The organism is Rathayibacter sp. VKM Ac-2803, from assembly GCF_009807175.1.
Taxonomy (GTDB): domain Bacteria; phylum Actinomycetota; class Actinomycetes; order Actinomycetales; family Microbacteriaceae; genus Rathayibacter.
The window spans coordinates 3212763-3231192 of record NZ_WUCD01000001.1; the positions used below are offsets into that span (position 1 = coordinate 3212763).

Below are 18430 nucleotides of genomic sequence, written 5' to 3' on the forward strand. Positions count from 1 at the left end.
CCATGACCCTCGAGACCGAGATCGGCCTCCCCGCTGCGGCGGCGATGCCGACCATCATCCGCGTGCAGAACGCCTCCAAGCGCTTCGTGATCCGCAAGGACAAGAGCCTCAAGGAGCGCGTCGTCAACTTCGGCCGCGGCAAGCAGCACCGCGACGACTTCTGGGCGCTGCGCGACATCGACATCGAGATCCCGCTCGGCTCGACGGTCGGCCTGATCGGCGCGAACGGCTCGGGCAAGAGCACGCTGCTGAAGCTCATCGGCGGCATCATCCAGCCGACCACCGGCATCGTCGAGCGTCGGGGCCGCCTCGCGGCGCTCCTCGAGCTCGGCGCGGGCTTCCACCCCGACCTCACCGGCCGCGAGAACGTCTTCCTGAACGGCGCGATCCTCGGGCTCTCCCGCAAGGAGCTCGAGGAGAAGTTCGACTCGATCGTCGACTTCTCCGAGATCGCCGACTTCATCGACACCCAGGTGAAGTTCTACTCCTCCGGCATGTACGTACGGCTCGCCTTCGCGATCGCGATCCACACCGACCCCGACCTGCTCCTCGTCGACGAGGTCCTCGCGGTGGGTGACGAGCCCTTCCAGCGCAAGTGCATGGACCGCATCCGCGCCTTCCAGCGCGCCGGCAAGACCATCGTCCTCGTCACCCACTCGCTCGAGCAGGTCGGCGAGCTCTGCGACCGGGCCATCGTCCTCGAGCACGGCCACGTGATCTACGACGGCGAGACCGCCCGGGGCCTCGAGGTGCTCCGCAACGGCTTCGAGTCCTCCCGCCAGGAGCGCGTCGAGCGCGAGACCGCTGAGGCGATCGTCGAGGCGGAGGAGTCCGGCGAGGAGGTCGAGCAGATCCAGCCCGCCGAGATCGTGAGCATCGAGCTCGACGGCGGCACCGTCGAGGACGGCAACCGCACGCTCCGCCCGGGCGACGACCTCGAGGTCCGCGTGACCCTGCGGCCGCTCAGCTCGACGCCGCTCGAGAACTGGTTCCTGGGCATGGGCGTCGACACCCCGATGGGGCAGATCGTCTTCGGCACCAACACCATGCGGCTCGGCTTCGAGCACCCTCCGCTCACGGAGGAGACCACCGTCGCGTTCCACCTCCCCGACATCCGCTTCGGCGGCGGGACCTACGCGGTGCACGCCTCGGCGTCGACCCTCGGCAACGGCGAATTCACCCGCGTGCCCGTCGGCGCGCGCTTCACGGTCGAGCGGAGCGACAAGCGGGTCGGTCTCGTCAGCGTGGCCGCCTCGGCGACCGTGGGCGGGGTCACCCGGGCGTGAGCCGTCGCGTCCGCCTCCGCGTCGATGCGACACCGCTCGCGGCGGAGGCGCTGACCGGGGTCGGAGTCGTCCTTCTCGAGACCGTGCGCGCGCTCGCCGACCCGCGCTTCGCCGGCCGGGTCGAGACGACGCTCTTCGCGCCGTTCTCGGAGCGGGCCGCCGTCGCGCGCCGCGCCCCCGACGGCGTCCGGGTGCGCGGGGTGCCGCTCCCCCGCCGCGTCTTCGGGCTGCTGACCCGCACCCCGCTCCCGATCGACGTGCTGATCGGCCGGGGCGTCTACTTCTTCCCGAACTTCCGCAACTGGCGGACGCTCAGCCCGTCGATCACCTTCGTGCACGACGTCTGCTTCGCCGCGCAGCCGGCGATGGTCCCGGAGGAGCGGCGCCGCTTCCTCCGCGCCCACGTGCCGGGATGGCTGCGGCGCACGAGCCTGGTGGCGACGGGAACGCCGTCGGCGGCGCGCGAGATCGAGCAGCTCCTCGGCGTCGGCGCCGACCGGATCCGAGTCCTCCCCACGACCGTCGACTCCGGTGTCTTCCGACCGCGTCCCCGCGAGGAGGAGCGCGCCGTCGCTGGCGAGCTGCAGGTCGACCGATATCTGCTGTTCGTCGGAGCGCGCGAGCCCCGGAAGAATCTGCCGCTACTCATCCGTTCCTACGCTGCCGCCGACCGACCGGTCGGGCACACCCTTTTGCTGGTGGGTGCGACCGGGTGGGACGACGGGGAGATCGTTGCGGAAGTCCGCAGTGCGACGGAGGCGGGCGCCGATGTGCGGATCGTCACACGGCCGATTCCGGCCGAGGTGCTGCCGGCCCTGATCTCGGGGGCTGAAGCTCTCGTCCTCGTCTCGCACCACGAGGGGTTCGGACTGCCGGCTCTCGAGGCCGTGGCATCAGGTACGCCGGTCATCGCCTCTGACGTCCCGGGAATTCGCGACGCCCTCGCCGGCCACGAGGACGCCGCCGTCTTCGTTGATCCCGAGCGGCAGGACGAACTCGTCCAGGCCCTTGAAATCGCAATGGCGGCCCCTCGGCGGGTAGATCCCGGGCGCATTCGCCCGTGGACCGACGCTGCAGAGGTTCTCGTCCGGACTGCGGAGGAGCTCGCCGCGTGAGCCTGTGCCGACGCGGCGGTTCAGGCGGAAAGTGTCATGGCCGATTCGTGTTCCTGGACGCAGGAGAGCAGAGGTCGTAGCGTTGCGCCATCACGACGGCGTGAGGAGCGGGGTCATGGTGGTGGGATCTACTGGTGCATCTTCTTCCCAGGAAGACCACGGCTCCCTGCGCGAACGACGCGATCCGGCGTATCGACCCTGGCGAGCCGGTCAGAAGCAGGTTCGCAGTGCCGCTCGCGTGGTCTGGTCTCTCATCTTCGGATTCTTCGTCGTGATAGCCACCCTCGCTTTCACCCTCTGGTTCCTCAACCGCCAAGGGGTCTTCCTTGCCGAGATCGCGCTGCCGATCCTCGTCATCGCGTCTGCGATGGTGCTGATCCTTGCGCTCGCGTCCGCAGCCATCATCTTCAGCCGGCTCGATTTGGCGAATCGAAACCACGCCATGGGTCTACCGGAGGGAAGCATTCGCGCGATCATCGCCCTACTCCTCCTGGTTATATTCGCGGTCGTGTCAGTCTTTCTGATCGCCAACGCCGACCGCCGTGACGTGCGCAGGATAGAGGGCATCACGCAAGAGCAGGCAGACCAGTATCCTGCCCAGGAAGTGGTCTCCAGGACTCTCTTAGAGGAGGGATCCGGCCTCGACGAGGATGGCGGCCGCCTGGTCACTGTCGTCCTCGACGGCGGAGACTCCCCATCGCTCCAAATGTCTCAGCAACTCCAGACCACGCTGGGAACGCTCGTCGTCGCTATCGCCGCCTTCTACTTCGGGAGCCAGGCGGTCCAGACCGCGACAGTCAAAGCGAAGCCGACACAGAGAGCATCGGACGGTGAGGCTTCACCTCCGCGCGGTCCAGTGGCGAAGACATCGAGTAGCGCCGACGCTGAAAGCCGAGGGGACCCAGATCCGGCGATGCAACCACAACCGACTGGGCAGAGGGACGACCGTCGAGGTGAGGGTGTAGGCGCGACGAGCAGAGAAGGCACCGCGGCCGATGTGGCCGAGGGGTTCGCCGTCGATGAGTCGAATCAGACCGGCGAAACGGCTCGGGAGCACAATCCACCCGTGCGGAGTGACCTGGCACCAGCGCCGAGCACCGCCGAGGAGAATTCCGACTCGGGAAACACGCGTCTCGCCTGGTGACGACGCCGCCTAGCGTTCGGCGGCGACGAAGTCCCAGAGCGTGGCGGCGTACTCGGCCCACGAGGAGTTGTCGCGCGAAGACGCCTCCGTCTGCAGACGCGCCAGCAGCTCGTCGTCGGTGAGCAGCTCGCGCATCCCCCGCGCGATGTCGTGGTCGTCGCGCGAGTCGACCGTGACCGCTCCGCCCTGCGAGGCGATCTCGGCCATGCTGCCGTACTGCGCCGTCAGGACGGGCGTGCCGACGGCCAGCGACTCCGCGACCGGCAGCCCGAATCCCTCGTTGAGCGAGGGGAAGACCGTGAACCGGGCGAGCCGGTAGGCGCTCCAGAGGAGCTCGTCGGTGATCGCCGAGAAGGAGGACACCTCGCGCTCCTCGGCCTGCAGCCGAGCGAGTTGGGCGTCGAAGCCCTCGCTGTTCCAGGCGTTGCCGCCGATGAAGACGAGGCTGAACTCGTGCCCCTCGCGCCAGAGCAGCTCGGCGGCGTGCAGCACGGCGAGGTGGTTCTTGCGCGGCTCGTGGCTGCCGACGCAGACGACCAGCGGGAGGTCTCCCGTGACGAGCTTCTCCTTCGCCCTGGCGAGGGCCGCCACGTCGACGACTCCGGCCTCGGACGGCAGGAGGATCGGCTCGATGTCCGGACCCTTCCGCCCCACTCCGGCCAGCATCTCGCGCCAGCCGCGGTACTCCACGGCCGCCGCCTCCGAGATCGTGGCGACGCGGTCCATGTGGCTCACGGCGACGAGGGTCCGCGAGAACGCGGCGCTCATGCCGATGTGGGCCGTCTCGGCCGTGGTCAGGGGCACGCAGTCGAACCCGATCGTCGAGGTGGCGTTGCCGCTGAACTCGGCCATCGCCGCGATCCGCGAGGTGCGCTCGTCCTCCGTCGCGAGCTCGGGGAGGACGTAGCGCGAGCGCCAGGGCACCAGGATGTCGCTCGAGGGGTCGGCCTTCGCGTCGGGCACGGTGCCGTAGAGGGCGTTGCGGCGCAGCGGAGGATCGAGCTCGCGGAGCGTGCGGTCGGCACTGTCCCAGCCGACGAGCACCATCTGGTGCTGCTTGGTCCACTCGGCGATCGACTTGCGGACGACCCGCTGGATGCCGGTCGCGAGACCGGTGCGCGCCGTGTGGTGCACATCCACGACGACGGCGGCCGTGACCACGCGGACGCGCGGCATCTGCAGCCGGTTGAGGATGAACCCGTTCGCCCGCTCGCGCAGGAGCGAGCGCAGCAGCGCGGTCGCCCCGTCGAGGCGGACGAGCCGCACCGCGTCGACCACGTCGTCGCGCAGCGGCAGAGCGCCGGTGAGCACCGAGAGGGTCAGCCAGACCTCCTCCGTGGACGGCGCCACGAGGACGCCGGCGAGCTGGCGCACCAGGCCGTCGACCTCGGCGTCGGGCGCGAGCTCGGGCGCGAGGGTCTCGAGCAGCACGCTCATGCGGTCGATCGCCACGGACTTACGCACGGGGCGCTCCCTCGTTCTCGTCGGCGCCCACCAGGACGCCCCACAGGTCTTCCGCGTAGTCGTCCCACGTCCGCCGCGGGCGCGCGAGCGCCTCTCCGCGGAGCCGGTCGATCAGCTCGTCGGACTCGAGCATCTCGCGCATGGCCTCGTGGATCGCGTCGTCATCGCCGGGATCCACGGTGACGCAGCCGCCGTCGGCCGCGATCTCGGCCAGCGAGCCGATGCTCGAGGTCAGTGCGGGCACGCCCAGCGCGAGCGCCTCCGCGACGGGGAGGCCGTAGCCCTCGTGCGTGGAGGGGAAGGCGAGGAACCGCGCGTTCTCGTAGGACGCGACGAGCTTCTCGTCGCTCGCCCCGCGCCACAGCTCCACCGAGCGGCCCGCCTGCTGAGCCTCGCGGATCCGCACGTCGAAGACCCTGGTCGACCAGTCGTTGCCGTTGCCGATGAAGCGCAGCGTGAAGACGTGCCCCTCGCGCCAGAGCCGCTCGGCGGCGTGCAGCACGGCGAGGTGGTTCTTGCGGGGCTCGGTGCTGCCCACCGAGAGGACGAGCGGACCGACCGTGGAGGGCGCGATCGAGGCGTCCACGAGGTTCGGGCGGTCGACCGGGAGCGCGACGGTGTCGACCTGCGGACCGGTGAGGCCCTGTGCGGGCAGCGCGTCCACGAAGCCGCGGAACTCGTCGGAGGCCGACTCGCTGATGCCCGCGACGTGGCTCGCGTGCTTGACGATCGAGAGGTAGTTGACGAAGCGCGCGGTCTCGATGCCCGGGACGGTGTCGGCGCTCACGACCGGGATCGCGTCGTAGCCGATCAGCCCGACACGGTTGCCCGAGTACGCCGCGAGCGACGCGTAGGGCGCGCAGAGGTTGAGGCCGGGGACCTCGGGGACGAGCACGGTCGAGCGGAAGGGCACGACGAAGCGGACCTCCTCGGGGTCGCCGTCGCGCCACGGCTCCGACCGGATGTTCTCGTAGTCGATGACGCGCGAGAGCTCGATCTCGCTGAGGCGCCGCATCGCCATCGATCCGTTGACCCAGGCGATCGGGGTGACCTCGTGCCGGCCGTGCCAGCGGCGCATCGTGTTGCGGACGACCCGCTGGATGCCGGTCTGGTGCGCGTGACGGGCGCAGAAGTCGACATCGGCGATGACCGCGTCGGTGACGATCTCGAGCCGCGACCCGAGGTCTGCGTAGCCGGTGGAGGCGCGCGCGCCGGCCGACAGGAAGACCCGCAGGGCCTCGTGCGGTTCGCAGAACTCGAGCGAGCGGCGGAACCAGAGGAAGAAGTGCTCGACCGGGAAGACCGCGAGGAACGAGGTGAGGGCCAGCCAGGTCAGGTCGTCGGAGGCGCGCTCCTTGGTGCGGCGCGCGATCGCGTCGAGCAGGGGGCCGGGGCCGCGACCCGCGAGAGCCTTGATCTCGTCGGGCTCCAGGAGGAAGGGCGCGAGCTGCTCGAGGCGCTCGGTGAGCAGCGCGCGGCGGAGGGGGGCGTCGAGATCGTCGGTGCTGCTCATCCGCGGCGCCCGAACCGGCGCTGGGCGTAGCGGGCCGTGTGGCCCATCGCCCCGCGGAGACCGAGCTGCGTGGCGCGGATCTGGAAGAGTCGGACGGCGCGGAGGGGCTTCGTCACGCGCCACGAGAGCGTCTGCTCGAACGGTGCCGAGGCGACGACTCCGCCGACGTGCATGTGCTTGAGCCACGCATCGAGCGGATCGTTGAGGAGGGCGTCGCGCTCGGCCCGGAGCTCCTCGAGGGTCTCGACCCGGGCACTCGTGCGGGCGGGGGCGCCGGCCGTCTCGGGGACGACCTCCGCGGAACCGGCTTCTGGCTTCTCATCGCCCGCTCGAAGGCGCGGGTCACCGCTCACGTCTGTCACCCCGACATTCTAATCGGAGGTGCGGGCGGTGCCCGGTCGCGTCACTCCGGGCGGCGGATCGGCGCCGTGTCGTTGACCGCCGCCACGTCGTCCTCGAAGATCGCCGCCGCGGCGATCTCGGCCTCCCGCGCCTCGACGACCCCGCCCGAGCGGTGGTGCCCGAAGACCCAGTAGCGGTAGAGCACGAAGCGGAAGCCGGTCGCGAGACCGAGCCCGATGACGTTCGCCGAGATGTTGTCGGCGACGAGGTTGTCGAAGCCCAGGACGTAGTGCGAGATGTAGAGCGGGAGCAGGTTGACCGCCATGCCGGCGACGGCGACGGTCGCGAACTCGGCGAGCTCGAGCAGGTAGTTCGAGCGCCGGTGCTCCCGGAAGGTCCAGTAGCGGTTGCCGAACCAGGTCACCACCGTCGCCGCCGCCACGGCCACGACCTTGGCGCCGATCGGACCCGAGAGGAGATGCTCGCCGCTGAGGCGCAGCAGGTTGAAGACGGTGATGTCGACGACGAGCCCGAGGACGCCGACCACCCCGAACTTGAGGGCGTAGGCGATCAGACCGCGGTAGACGGCCTTGCCCCGGGCCACGAGACCCGGTCGAGCGGTGGCGCCCGTCTCGGCTCCGCTCATCTCAGGAGGTCTTTGGCGGGCGGGTGCGCGAGCCCTCGCGCACGCGGATCTTCGCGAGGATCCAGAGGGCCTCGAAGCCGTCCTTGACGGTGATCTTCTTGCCCTCCTCGCGGGTGCGGGCCTTGTAGCTGATCGGGACCTCGTAGGGGCGGTGTCCGCGGGCGAGGAGCTTGGCGGTGACCTCCGCCTCCATGCCGAAGCCCTTCTCCTTGATGTCCAGCGAGCGGTAGAGCGCGAGCGGCATCAGCTTGAAGCAGGTCTCGACGTCCGAGATGTAGGCGTTGAAGAGGATGTTCGTGACGAGGTTCACGCCCTTGTTGCCGATGACGTACCAGTACGAGAACGACGTGTGGCTGCCGAAGGTGCGGCTGCCGTAGACGAGCTCGGCGTCGCCGTCGAGGACGGGCTGCAGCAGAGACGGGATCTCGCTGGGCCGGTACTCCTCGTCGGCGTCGCAGATGATGACGTAGTCGCCGGTCGCCTCCTGGACGGCCCGGCTGATCGCCGCGCCCTTGCCCTGGTTGACGCTCTGGTGGAACACGCGGATCCGCGGGTCCTCGAGCGCGTCGAGGATCTGCTTCGTGCGGTCCCTGCTGCCGTCGTTGACGATCACGAACTCGATCTCGACGCCCTCCTGGAACCGGATCGCGAGAACGCGGTCGACGGCCTTCTGGAGCGTCGCCTGCTCGTTGTAGACGGGCATGAGGATGGAGAGCTTCACGGGTCGCGGGTCTCTTTCTACGGGTGTGGTCGCTGCGGCGTCGTCGGTGCGCGGCGCTCTACGGCGCAGCGGTGACGATGGTGGACTCGAACCACGCGATGGTCCGTGCGAGGCCGTCCTCGACGGACACGGTCGGCTCCCAGCCGAGGATCTCGCGGGCCTTGCTGATGTCGGGCTTGCGCCGCTCGGGGTCGTCGATCGGGCGCGCCTCGTAGCGGATCTCGGAGTCGCTGCCGATGATCGCCACGATGCGGCGGGCGATCTCGCCCAGCTCGAGCTCGTCGACGCTGCCGAGGTTGATCGGGCCGGAGTCGTCGGAGTCGGCCATCCGCAGGATCGCGTCGACGAGATCGTCGACGTAGAGGAGGGAGCGGGTCTGCGTGCCGTCGCCGTGCATCGGGATCGGCAGCCCCGCCAGGGCCGCCTTCACGAACGCGGGCACGGCGCGGCCGTCGTCGATGTCCATGTTCGGGCCGTAGGTGTTGAAGATCCGGATGACCCCGGTGTCGACCCCGAAGTAGCGGCGGTACGCGAAGGTGATCGCCTCCGCGTAGCGCTTGGCCTCGTCGTAGACGCTGCGAGGGCCGTTCGGATTCACGTTGCCCCAGTACTCCTCCGTCTGCGGGTGCACGGCGGGGTCGCCGTACACCTCCGAGGTGGAGGACACGACGAAGCGGGCGCCGTCGCGCTTGGCGACCTCGAGAAGCGCCTCGGTCACGGAGGAGCCGGCGTGCAGGGTCTCGATCGGGTGCGCGAGGTAGCGCGGAGGCGACGCGGGAGACGCGAAGTGCAGCACCACATCGAAGCGGCCGGGGATCGCGGCGGCCTTCTCGGCGTCGTCCTCGACGAAGGTGAAGGACGGGTGGCTGAGGAACTCGCCGATGTTCCGCGTGGAGCCGGTGATCAGGTTGTCGAGCACGACGACCGAGTCGCCCCGACGCAGGATCTCGGCGGTCAGGTTCGAACCGAGGAACCCGGCCCCTCCGGCGACGAGGAATCGTCTGCTCATGGTGCTTCGGCCTTCCGGTGCATTCGGTCGCTCGCCGGTGCGAGAACCGGACGACAGTAGCACGGGGCCCGACCGGTCGAACGCGTGCCGCGCGGAGCCGCCTCGACCGATGGTCTAGGGTTGTGGCCGCCGTGATGGGGTCGGTCGCGCCGGCCACTTCGGAAGGGATCTGAGGACGCTGCGATTCCCGACCGCTCCGAACCGAACGAAAAGAACGAGCATGACCTCGCCATCCCCGTCCGCTCCTCCTGCCGCCACCGGGATCCGCGGTGTCGCGCCATGGCGGTTCCTCGGCATCGAGGCCGCCCTGGCCCTCGCAGCCGGGCTGCTCAGTGCGCTTCTCGCCGTCCTCGCGTGGCGCGTCTCGCCGGCCGATCTCGGGCTGCGCTGGGCGACCGGGGGCGCCGACCAGATCCTGCACTACTCCATCTTCACCAGCGCCTCGCAGGTCTTCCCGTTCCTCCCCAACGACGAGCTCGGCTTCCCCGCCTCGCAGAACCTCTTCTTCGCGCCGCTCTTCGATCCGTGGTCGGCCGTCCTGGTCTCGGCGCTGGCGCTCGTCCTCCCCGACGGCGTCTGGGCGCTGAACGTCTACAACCTCCTCGCCTTCGTCGGCACGGCCTTCACGGCGTTCCTCTTCTTCCGCGGTCTGCGGCTGCACCGCTCGACCTCGTTCGTGGTCGCGGTCGTCTTCGCCGTGCTGCCGTACCACTTCGTGCAGCTCGCGCTCGGGCACCCGTTCCTGGCGAACTACTGGGCCGTCCCGCTCCTCGGGCTGCTCGTGCTCGTCGTCGCGGGCGGTCGTGCCGATCCGTTCGGCGAGTGGATCGAAGCGGGCGCCGGCAGGCGGATGCGGCTCGCCCGGCGCCTCGTCCCGATCCTCGCGCTGTGCTGGGCCACCGCCTTCACGCAGTCTTACTACTTCGTCTTCGCCGCCCTCGTCGTCGGGGCGGTGTGGTTCGTCCGCGTCATCGTCGCCGCAGCGACCCGCTCATGGCGGTCGATGCTGTGGCCGACCGTGACCGTCGGCGTGCTCCTCGCCTCGATCGGCGCGCAGCTCGCCATCCTGTCGCTCGACCTCGGCGAGCGCTACGCGAAGTACTTCGCGGGCCGGACCCCGCAGGAGTCGGAGTTCTACGGCGGGAAGATCATGGACCTCCTGCTCCCCGCGCGCTCGAGCGGGTTCGCGCCCCTCGCGTCGCTGGCGCAGGACTACGCCGACACCACGGGGATCCTGCAGACCTCCGAGAGCGCGAGCACCGCCGTCGTCGTGTCGATCGCCTACGTGGTGATCGTCGTCGTCGTCCTCGCCAGGCTGCTCGCTCCTCGCCTCCGCACCCGCGGCGGGGAGGAGGCGACGCCCGCGCTCCTCTCCGACGAGCGGGTCGGCGCGATGTCGGGCGCCTTCGTCGTGGCCCTCCTCTTCTTCACGACCGCAGGGCTCGGGGCGCTCCTGGCCTACTACGCCTCCCCCGAGATCCGCGCCTGGTCGCGGTTCTCGATCGTGCTCTCCCTCTTCGCCCTCGGCGTCGCCGCGATCGCGCTGGAGTCCCTCGTCCGCAAGCGCGTCGTCCGCATCGTCGTGCTGGCGCTCGTCGCCGCCGTCGCCCTCGTCGATCAGCTCGGAGGCGTGAGTGCGGCCCTGCCGCTCGGACCCGCCCCCGACACGGCGCTGAGGGAGTTCTCGGCGGAGGTGGACGACACGCTCCCCGAGGACTGCGGCATCGTGCAGCTGCCGCTGAAGGACTTCCCCGAGACGGGGGCGATCGGAGCGATGGGCGACTACGACGAGAGCCTTCCCTACATCTACAGCTCGCGCGACGATCTGCGCTGGAGCTACGGAGCCGTCGTGGGCACGCGCGGCGCCGACGAGTGGAACGACGCGACCACCCCGGCCGTCTTCGGCGACGAGGTCCAGGAGTCGGGCGCCTGCGCGGTGCTGGTCGACCTGAGCGCGTACACCGAGGACGTCGGCGGCTGGCAGCCCCTCGTCGACGAGGTCAGCGACGCCGACGCGCCCGCGCTCGACTCCGAGGACGGACGGTACGAGCTCTTCCTGGTCGGCTGATCGCCGGCCGCGTCAGCGGACGACGGCGAACACCAGCCAGCGACCGGACGACGACGCGGCGAGCGGGGTCAGCGAACCGCTCGCGGCGACCACGTCGTCCTGCCAGGCGCCGACCTGCTCCGTGTAGGCGGCGGTGTCGACGTAGATCGCGCACGCGCCGCTCGACTCGACGGCCGAGGCGAACTCCTGGGGCGTGTCGGCGTCGCCGAAGACCTCGAAGCCGCTGGTCCCGCTGATCGACCCGTAGCTCCACTCCAGCTGCCCCTCCTCGGTGTAGAGGTAGGGCAGCGCCTCGTCGTAGTCGGCCATCGCGCCGATGCGCCCGCTGTCCGGGAAGCTCTTGATCGGCAGCTGCACCACTCCGCAGTCGTCCGGCAGGGCCTGCTCGACCTGGTCGACGAGCGCGACCATCTCCGCGTCCTCGGTCGGCGCGAGCGGAACGAACCGCGCCACTCCCGCGAGCTGGTCGGCGACGGCGACGACGATCACGGCCGCGACGACGACGGCCCGCAGCCGACGGCCCGAGACGCGCGCCAGAACGACGGCCACGGCTCCGAGCGCGAAGAGCACGAGGACGATGGACAGGCGGGACCACGCCCGCACGGTCGTGCTGGCGAACACGGCGACGGCCATGCCGAATCCGGTGATGACGTAGAAGAGGAGCGTCCACAGGGTCGCCACGGCCAGCACGCGGATGCGCTCGTCGGACACCAGTCGCCCGAGTGCCGTGGCGCGGAGAGCGCGACCGCCCGCCAGACCCACCAGGGGCAGCGCGATCAGGAGGACGCAGAGTCCGGCGATGCCGATCAGCGGCATGCCGGGCGGCTCGGTGGCCTTCGCGACGGCCGCCGCGTTCTCGTACATGTTCGTCAGCGCGCCGATCTTGGGCACCTGGGTGCCCTGCCACGGCAGGAACAGCGTCAGGATCTTGCCGCCGAAGGTCTCCGACTCCCCCGGTCCCCGGCTCTCGAAGTAGCGCTCCGACCGCTCCCCGTACCCGCCGCCGAGCAGCAGCAGCTCGACGCCGACCAGCACCCCGAGGGAGACGAGCGGCAGCGCGCGCACGAGGGCCTCGCGGATTCTCGCGCCGGTCGCGACCGCGGCGAGCGACCCCAGGAGCCACGCCCCGGCGAGCACGAGGAGGCTGAAGACGTAGTAGTAGCCGCCCGAGCTCGCGATCAGGAGCGGCAGCACGACGACCGGCACCGCACCGCGCAGCAGTCGAGCGCGCCTCGTCGCCCCGCGCGCGATCCACGCACGGAAGGGGTCCGTGCGCTCGCCTGCGACCGCGAGCACCAGGATCCCCAGCAGCGGGATCGCCCAGTAGTTGGCGAGGAAAGCGTGGCCCGCCCCCAGCCGGAGGAAGTGGTAGGGAGCGAGGCTGAAGAGGATCGCTGTGAGGGCCGCCGTCCACGGTGGCGTGCGGAGGCAGCGGAAGAAGGCGTAGCCGGTGAGCGCGACGAGCGCGAAGGTCAGCAGGTAGAAGAGGTTGAGCAGCACGAAGCCGTCGTGGACGACGAGCGCCAGCGCCGCGGCGAGCAGGGCGGAGGCGATGTCGAACTGCGCGGTGAAGAACGCGTTGAAGCCGTCGGGGAAGCCGAGCGCGCCGTTCTCGGAGAACGGGAAGCTCTGCGTCGCGCTGCGGAAGAGCAGGTAGTGCAGGATCTGGTCGTCGCCGCCGAGCTGCCAGCGCTCGGTGAGAGCGTCTGGCGTCACCCTCAGCGCGAGAGCGGCGGCGAGGGTGCTGACGACGGCCGCCGCGCCCGCCCAGCCGAGCTCGAGCGCGAGGCGGCGGCGGCGTCTCGTGCGGGCACCGGGCTCAGAAGCCATGCGCGGCACTCTCTGCGGCGAGGCTCGCGGCGACCCGCTCGTTGAGCACGGCCTCCCCGGGGGTGCCCGCGTAGTCGTAGACGTCGAAGGTCGGGCATGCGGTGATCTCGCGCGGCTCGCCCAGCTGGGCGATCGCGAGCGCGGCCCAGTCGGGATCGCGGTCGGCCAGCACGTAGCTGAAGGTCGTGTCCCGGTACGACGCCGCGTTGTTCATCCAGAGCTGGACGCTGAAGTCGAAGTTGACCTGCTGCACGTCCACCTCCTCGTCCCCGTAGAGCTCGAGGGCGCGCGTGCTCCAGAACGAGCCGACGCCCGAGACCTCGCGCCCGGCGATCCAGCTCTCGAGGCAGGCGCGGTCGGCGGTGCTGCCGGCGGTCGCCGCGGCGGCCCGCACCGGAGGGAGCGCGACGGCGATCGAGACCCCGACCACGGCGACGACCCCGGCGATCGCCCCCCATCTCACGGCGGTTCCGGCCACCGGTGCCGGGAGCCGCTCGGCGACGGAGCGCGGCAGGCGCAGCCCCGCCAGCGGCACGATCATCAGCACCGGGAAGACCGCCAGAGGCAGCAGGTACCGGCTCACGAGGCTCCCCGTGATGATCAGTCCGATCAGGAGGGAGGCGGCGGCGACCAGGACGAACGTGGCGAGCACCACGCTCGCATCGCGCACCTGCCGTGCCCGCTCCGGGCGCACCTGGGTGGCGACCGCGACGACCAGGGTGACCGCCGCCGCGAGGAGGAGGCACGCGACGACGAGGATCTCGAGCTTGCCCGACCGCGCGGCCCCGACCTCGCGCATCTGCAGGATGAAGCCGTCGACCGCCGTTCCGGCGCGCTCGAGGTGGAGGTAGGTCGAGGCGTCGACGGCGACGAACCTGATCAGCAGTCCCCGTGCCGCCAGGCCGACCGCGGCCGAGACGACGAGGACCGCCGACAGCACGGCCACGCGGCGCCAGGCCATCCGCCGCAGCACGAGCACGACGAGCAGCGAGGCGACCGCCGGGGCCGTGAACTGCAGGGCGAACAGGGGGTTCGAGAGAGTCGTTCCCGCCGAGACGGCGGCGATGCCCACGAGGGAGAGGAGCAGCCGACGGCGGCTCGGAGGACGCGCCGGGTCGAACCCGCCCGTCGCCCGGCCCATCAGGGCGAGCACGACGAGGCCCGCGAGCACGACCCCCGAGTAGTAGGTGGTGAACAGGATCCCGCTGGCGAACGCTCCGCCGTTGATCATCCCGCGGCCCTCGGTGGCGACGAGGAGGAGCACGACGACGGTCGCGACGGTCGCGGCGGCGACGCGGCGGAGCGGCGACCGGCCGGCGAGCACGCTCGCCGCGAGCCAGCGCAGCGCGAGGTAGAGCACGGCGACGTTGACGAAGGCGCTCGCGACGAGCGACCCTGCCGATCCCCCGCCGGCGAGCACGAGGCTCACGAGGTAGAGCGGCAGCTCCGGGAACACCAGGAGCTGGCTCGTCATGACCCACTGCATCGGCTCGCCCCGCTGCACCGACTCGACGAGCAGCGGGAGGGCGAGCGAGTCGCCCTCCGAGAGCAGATAGGTCCACCACGGAGTACTCGAGAGCCGCCAGAGGACCAGGAGCGTGGCGGCGAGAACGAGCAGGAGCCCCGCGGCCTCGCGGCCGATCGCGTTCCAGCGCCCCCGCGCCGTCGGTGCGACCGTCGAGGTCATCGCCCGCCGCTCCGACCGGCGCGGATGCGCAGGACCAGGAGCAGGTTGCGCAGCAGGGTGTTACCCGGGATCTTCGAGGTCCCCTCCGTGCGGTCGAGGAAGACGATGGGGATCTCGCGCATGCGCCTCGCCGCCGCGAGCGTGCGGTGCTTGAGGGCGATCTGGAAGCCGTACCCCGTGGCATCGACGGTCTCGAAGGAGATCCGGTGCAGCAGCTCGGTGCTGAAGAGGTTGTAGCCGCCCGTCCAGTCGGTCAGCCGCGAGCCCAGGAGCAGGCGGGTGTAGATGTTGCCGCCACGGCTGAGGAGCTTGCGGTCCCAGGTCCAGTCGGGTGTCCCGCCGCCCGGGATGTACCGCGACGCCACGACGAAGTCGGCCCCGTTCCGGACCTCGCGCAGGAAGTCGCGGAGGTACTTCGGGTCGTGCGAGAGATCGGCATCCATCTGGAGCACGTACTCGGGGGCGTCCTCGCCCTCGAGGATCCGCCGGAACGCCCAGATGTACGCGGCGCCGAGGCCCTCCTTCGTCGCTCGCTCGAGGACCTCGACCGAGAAGTCCGGCGTCGCGAGCTCGGCGCCCAGCACCCGCGCCCGCTCGGCCGTGCCGTCGGGGGACGAGTCGTCCACGATCACCGAGCGGATGCGCGTGCCCGGCTCGAGCGCAGCGACGGCCGCGATCCGACGCAGGAGCTCGCCGATGTTGGCGGCCTCGTTGTAGGTGGGCGTGACTATTGCGAGGGAGAGCATCTGTATCCGATTTCGTCGCGGGAACGAGCACCGTCCGCCGGTGGAAGCGGTGGAAGGCTACCAGCGCCGCCCTCGTCCGCCGCCGGGACCGTGCCGCGCGGACGCGATTCCCAGGCGGAGGGCGCGCCGCGTCGGGGCGTCACCCGGTCCGGAGAGGGCGTGTCGTATGCTGACCCGCGCGATCCCCGATCGCCCCTCCGGCCGCCTGCGCCGAGGACCCCCGACAGGAGACGCGCACGAGCATGGCACACGACACCCGGGCCGCCGACCGCCCCGCTACCGCCGCGGGCGCCGATCGCGAGCAGCCCCGGTCGACGCGGCGTCGGATGCTGGTGGAGCTCGGCCGGACCGCGCTGACCGCGGTGATCGCGACGGTGCTCGGCGTCCTCGCCCTGCGCATCTCGCCTTCGGACCTCGCCCTGCGGTGGACGGCCGGCGGCAACGACCAGATCCTGCACTACACGATCTTCGGAAGCGCTCAGGACGTCTTCCCCTACTTCCCGAACACGCAGCTCGGCTTCCCCGCCTCGCAGAACCTCCTGTTCTCGCCGCTGTTCGACCCGTGGTCGGCGCTCTTCGTCGCGATGGCCGGCCCCTTCGTGCCGAACGGCATCTGGGTGCTCAACCTGTACTACCTGGCGGGATTCGCCGGCATCGGCGCCACCGCGTACCTCTTCTTCCGGGCGCTGCGGGTCCGCCCGGCGATCGCCACGGTCTTCGGAGTCATCGGCGCCGTCCTCCCCTACCACTTCGTCCGCATCGACTACGGGCACCCGTTCCTGGCGAACTACTGGTCGGTCCCGCTGATCGGGATCCTGGTGCTCGTCGTCGCGGGTCCCGCCACCGATCCGGTGGCGCGCGTCGTCTCGGGGATCTCCTCCGCTCGTCGGCGCCGGCTCGTCACCGCCGCACTGCTGGTGGGGCTGTCCGCCGGAGTCGCCTGGACGGTCTCGTACTACTACGTGTTCGGCGCGATCGTCCTCGGCACCACGTGGGCGGTCTCCGTCGTCGTGACGCTGCTCCGGCGGCGCCCGCTGCGCGACCTCGCCTGGCCGACGTTCACCCTCGGATCGCTCGGGGTGCTGATCCTCGCGCAGGTCGCGCTGCTGTCCCTCGACTTCGGCGAGCGGTACACCAAGTACTTCTCCGGCCGCACGCCGCAGGAGTCGGAGTACTACGGCGGGAAGCTGCAGCAGCTGCTGCTGCCCTCGACCACGAGCGGTGTCCCGTTCCTCCGGGACCTCGCGAGGGACTACCAGAGCGAGACGCAGCTCGTGACGACCGGCGAGAACCCGTCGACCTCCGTCATCGCCCTGCTCGCCATCGTGCTCGTCCTGGTCGTCGTCCTGATCCGCATGCTCGCCGGCTCGTCGCTCCGACGCCGCGACGTGCAGCCCGCGTACCTGCGCTTCCTCGACGACCCCCGCGTCGGCGCGCTCACGGTCGCCTTCGTCTTCGCTCTGCTGTTCTTCATCGTCGGCGGCCTCGGCACGATGCTCGCGTACTACGTCAGCCCCGAGATCCGCGTGTGGTCGCGGCTGGCGATCGTCATCGACTTCCTCGCCCTGGGCGCCCTGGCCGTCCTCATCGACATGCTCGCGAAGCGGCTGCGTGCGCTCGTGCCGACGCTCGCGCTGATCTCGGTCATCGCGGCGGTCGATCAGCTCGCGGGCGTGAATGCGGCGGTCCCGATCGACCCGACGGACGACTCGATCCTCCGCCAGTTCACGACCACGATGGACCAGGAGCTGCCCGAGGGCTGCGGTGTCGCGCAGCTCCCGTTCAAGGGGTTCCCCGAGACGGGCCCGATCGGCGGCATGGGCGACTACGACGAGGGCCTGCCGTACGTCTACAGCACCGACGACGACCTGCGCTTCAGCTACGGCGCCGTCCGCGGCACCGTGGCCGGGGACGAGTGGAACGGCGCGACGACGCCCGAGGGCTTCGCCCAGGAGTTCCGCGACTCCGGTGCCTGCGCGATCCTGGTCGACACGGCCGCCTACCCCGACGACCCGCAGGCCTGGTCGACCCTCGTCGGCGCCGTCACCGACTCCGCGACCCCGTCGCTCACGAGCGAGGACCCGGCGAAGCGCTACCTGCTCTTCGTCCCCTGAGCCGCTTCACCGTCTGCAGGGTGTCCATCGGCTGAACGTCGGCGGTCCTGCTCCTGAGAACCGGCACCCACCTTGCAGGCTGTACCCCAGGTGGGGGCGGTAACTTCGGCATCACCGCGCCCGACCGGGTGCCGTCGGGACCACGCGGAGGAGCACCTGTGCCACGTTGGCTGCAGTCGCAGACAGTTCGATTCATGGTGGCGGGATCTCTGAACACGGCCCTCGACTTCCTGATCCTGAACGCGCTGTCGCTGCTGGTCGGCCTGCCGACCCTGCTGGCCAACGTCTTCTCGGTCCTGGTGGGCATCACGGTGTCGTACGGGCTCAACCACTACTTCGTGTTCCGGCACGAGGGCCGGCCCTCGTTCCGGACCTTCGCGAAGTTCTTCGCCGTGACGGGCTTCAGCTCGCTCGTGCTGCAGTCGTTGATCATCTACGGCTTCGAGGTGTTCTTCGACACCCGGTTCGGCACCTCGCTGCTGTTCCTGCCGAGTGCGGGCGAGAACGCCTTCCTCGCGATCAACGTCGCCAAGGCGGCCGCCGTGTTCGTCGGCCTTGTCTGGAACTTCTGCATGTACAAGTTCGTCGTCTTCAAGACCCCGGCGGTCGAGGCCCTCTCGGTCGGCGAGACCCTCTCTCCCGCCGCCGTCGCCGTCAGCACCGAGCCCCTGGACACGGTGCGCTGAGCCTCCTCGGGCCATCGCGAGCCGCGTGCTAGCCTCGTCGAGTTCTTCCGACGGGCTCC

The 18430-nt window shown here is 70.5% G+C and carries 15 protein-coding genes; 6 read left to right on the forward strand and 9 right to left on the reverse strand.

Going from position 1 to position 18430, the window contains the following annotated elements:
* The first annotated feature begins 2 nt into the window (after nucleotides 1-2).
* From GRS96_RS14990 to GRS96_RS15000, 3 genes are all read left to right on the forward strand, one after another.
* Nucleotides 3-1286 carry an ABC transporter ATP-binding protein gene (locus GRS96_RS14990; protein WP_235021988.1) on the forward strand — a complete coding sequence of 428 codons (1284 nt, stop codon included), beginning with the start codon at nucleotides 3-5 and terminating at the stop codon, nucleotides 1284-1286.
* On the forward strand, nucleotides 1283-2401 hold the full coding sequence (locus GRS96_RS14995) for a glycosyltransferase family 4 protein (RefSeq protein WP_159856662.1): 1119 nt from the start codon (nucleotides 1283-1285) through the stop codon (nucleotides 2399-2401). The genes GRS96_RS14990 and GRS96_RS14995 overlap by 4 nt, the downstream gene beginning before the upstream one ends.
* A gap of 238 nt (nucleotides 2402-2639) precedes the next feature.
* Nucleotides 2640-3545 (forward strand): hypothetical protein, encoded by a 906-nt coding sequence (locus GRS96_RS15000; RefSeq protein ID WP_159856664.1) that lies wholly within the window; start codon nucleotides 2640-2642, stop codon nucleotides 3543-3545.
* A gap of 9 nt (nucleotides 3546-3554) precedes the next feature.
* On the opposite strand, the gene GRS96_RS15005 is transcribed toward GRS96_RS15000, so the two are convergent.
* The 6 genes from GRS96_RS15005 to GRS96_RS15030 are packed head-to-tail and all read right to left on the reverse strand — an operon-like array spanning nucleotide 3555 to nucleotide 9240.
* A complete protein-coding gene (locus GRS96_RS15005) occupies nucleotides 3555-5009 on the reverse strand; it encodes a glycosyltransferase (RefSeq protein WP_159988864.1) in 1455 nt (484 codons plus the stop codon).
* Nucleotides 5002-6522, reverse strand: coding sequence for a glycosyltransferase family 4 protein (locus GRS96_RS15010; RefSeq protein WP_159988865.1), 1521 nt, complete (start codon nucleotides 6520-6522; stop codon nucleotides 5002-5004). The genes GRS96_RS15005 and GRS96_RS15010 overlap by 8 nt, the downstream gene beginning before the upstream one ends.
* Nucleotides 6519-6884: a hypothetical protein gene (locus GRS96_RS15015; protein WP_159856670.1), complete on the reverse strand. Its 366-nt coding sequence runs from the start codon at nucleotides 6882-6884 to the stop codon at nucleotides 6519-6521. Before GRS96_RS15015 ends, GRS96_RS15010 begins: the two co-directional genes overlap by 4 nt.
* A gap of 41 nt (nucleotides 6885-6925) precedes the next feature.
* Nucleotides 6926-7510, reverse strand: a complete 585-nt coding sequence (locus GRS96_RS15020) for a GtrA family protein (RefSeq protein ID WP_159856672.1) — start codon at nucleotides 7508-7510, stop codon at nucleotides 6926-6928.
* A 1-nt stretch (nucleotide 7511) separates the two neighbouring features.
* Nucleotides 7512-8231 (reverse strand): glycosyltransferase family 2 protein, encoded by a 720-nt coding sequence (locus GRS96_RS15025; RefSeq protein WP_159856674.1) that lies wholly within the window; start codon nucleotides 8229-8231, stop codon nucleotides 7512-7514.
* Between the two features lie 58 nt (nucleotides 8232-8289).
* Entirely contained in the window at nucleotides 8290-9240 is a 951-nt protein-coding gene (locus GRS96_RS15030; protein WP_159856676.1) for an NAD-dependent epimerase/dehydratase family protein, read from the reverse strand.
* 220 nt (nucleotides 9241-9460) lie between these two features.
* On the opposite strand from GRS96_RS15030, the gene GRS96_RS15035 reads away from it, so the two are divergent.
* On the forward strand, nucleotides 9461-11308 hold the full coding sequence (locus tag GRS96_RS15035; protein WP_159856678.1) for a hypothetical protein: 1848 nt from the start codon (nucleotides 9461-9463) through the stop codon (nucleotides 11306-11308).
* 12 nt (nucleotides 11309-11320) lie between these two features.
* Here GRS96_RS15035 and GRS96_RS15040 read toward each other — a convergent pair whose 3' ends face one another.
* Genes GRS96_RS15040 through GRS96_RS15050 form a run of 3 tightly spaced genes read right to left on the reverse strand, consistent with a single transcriptional unit; the run spans nucleotide 11321 to nucleotide 15571 of the window.
* A complete protein-coding gene (locus GRS96_RS15040; protein WP_159988866.1) occupies nucleotides 11321-13138 on the reverse strand; it encodes a hypothetical protein in 1818 nt (605 codons plus the stop codon).
* Complete coding sequence (locus GRS96_RS15045; RefSeq protein ID WP_159988867.1) at nucleotides 13128-14825, reverse strand: hypothetical protein; 1698 nt, start codon at nucleotides 14823-14825, stop codon at nucleotides 13128-13130. The genes GRS96_RS15040 and GRS96_RS15045 overlap by 11 nt, the downstream gene beginning before the upstream one ends.
* A complete protein-coding gene (locus GRS96_RS15050; protein ID WP_159988868.1) occupies nucleotides 14822-15571 on the reverse strand; it encodes a polyprenol monophosphomannose synthase in 750 nt (249 codons plus the stop codon). Before GRS96_RS15050 ends, GRS96_RS15045 begins: the two co-directional genes overlap by 4 nt.
* Before the next feature lie 242 nt (nucleotides 15572-15813).
* Here GRS96_RS15050 and GRS96_RS15055 point away from each other — a divergent pair, with 242 nt between their 5' ends.
* Together GRS96_RS15055 and GRS96_RS15060 are read left to right on the forward strand one after the other, a co-directional pair.
* Entirely contained in the window at nucleotides 15814-17685 is a 1872-nt protein-coding gene (locus tag GRS96_RS15055) for a hypothetical protein (protein ID WP_159988869.1), read from the forward strand.
* Between the two features lie 194 nt (nucleotides 17686-17879).
* On the forward strand, nucleotides 17880-18371 hold the full coding sequence (locus GRS96_RS15060) for a GtrA family protein (protein ID WP_159988870.1): 492 nt from the start codon (nucleotides 17880-17882) through the stop codon (nucleotides 18369-18371).
* Nucleotides 18372-18430 lie beyond the last annotated feature (59 nt).

What these genes read in the sequence shown, in the direction of transcription:
- GRS96_RS15010 (WP_159988865.1), bottom strand. Translation starts at nt 6,522, where the DNA reads ATGAGCAGCACCGACGATCTCGACGCCCCCCTCCGCCGCGCGCTGCTC.
- GRS96_RS14990 (WP_235021988.1), top strand. Translation starts at nt 3, where the DNA reads ATGACCCTCGAGACCGAGATCGGCCTCCCCGCTGCGGCGGCGATGCCG.
- GRS96_RS15060 (WP_159988870.1), top strand. Translation starts at nt 17,880, where the DNA reads ATGGTGGCGGGATCTCTGAACACGGCCCTCGACTTCCTGATCCTGAAC.
- GRS96_RS15055 (WP_159988869.1), top strand. Translation starts at nt 15,814, where the DNA reads ATGGCACACGACACCCGGGCCGCCGACCGCCCCGCTACCGCCGCGGGC.
- GRS96_RS15050 (WP_159988868.1), bottom strand. Translation starts at nt 15,571, where the DNA reads ATGCTCTCCCTCGCAATAGTCACGCCCACCTACAACGAGGCCGCCAAC.
- GRS96_RS15020 (WP_159856672.1), bottom strand. Translation starts at nt 7,510, where the DNA reads ATGAGCGGAGCCGAGACGGGCGCCACCGCTCGACCGGGTCTCGTGGCC.
- GRS96_RS15030 (WP_159856676.1), bottom strand. Translation starts at nt 9,240, where the DNA reads ATGAGCAGACGATTCCTCGTCGCCGGAGGGGCCGGGTTCCTCGGTTCG.
- GRS96_RS15035 (WP_159856678.1), top strand. Translation starts at nt 9,461, where the DNA reads ATGACCTCGCCATCCCCGTCCGCTCCTCCTGCCGCCACCGGGATCCGC.
- GRS96_RS15045 (WP_159988867.1), bottom strand. Translation starts at nt 14,825, where the DNA reads ATGACCTCGACGGTCGCACCGACGGCGCGGGGGCGCTGGAACGCGATC.
- GRS96_RS15040 (WP_159988866.1), bottom strand. Translation starts at nt 13,138, where the DNA reads ATGGCTTCTGAGCCCGGTGCCCGCACGAGACGCCGCCGCCGCCTCGCG.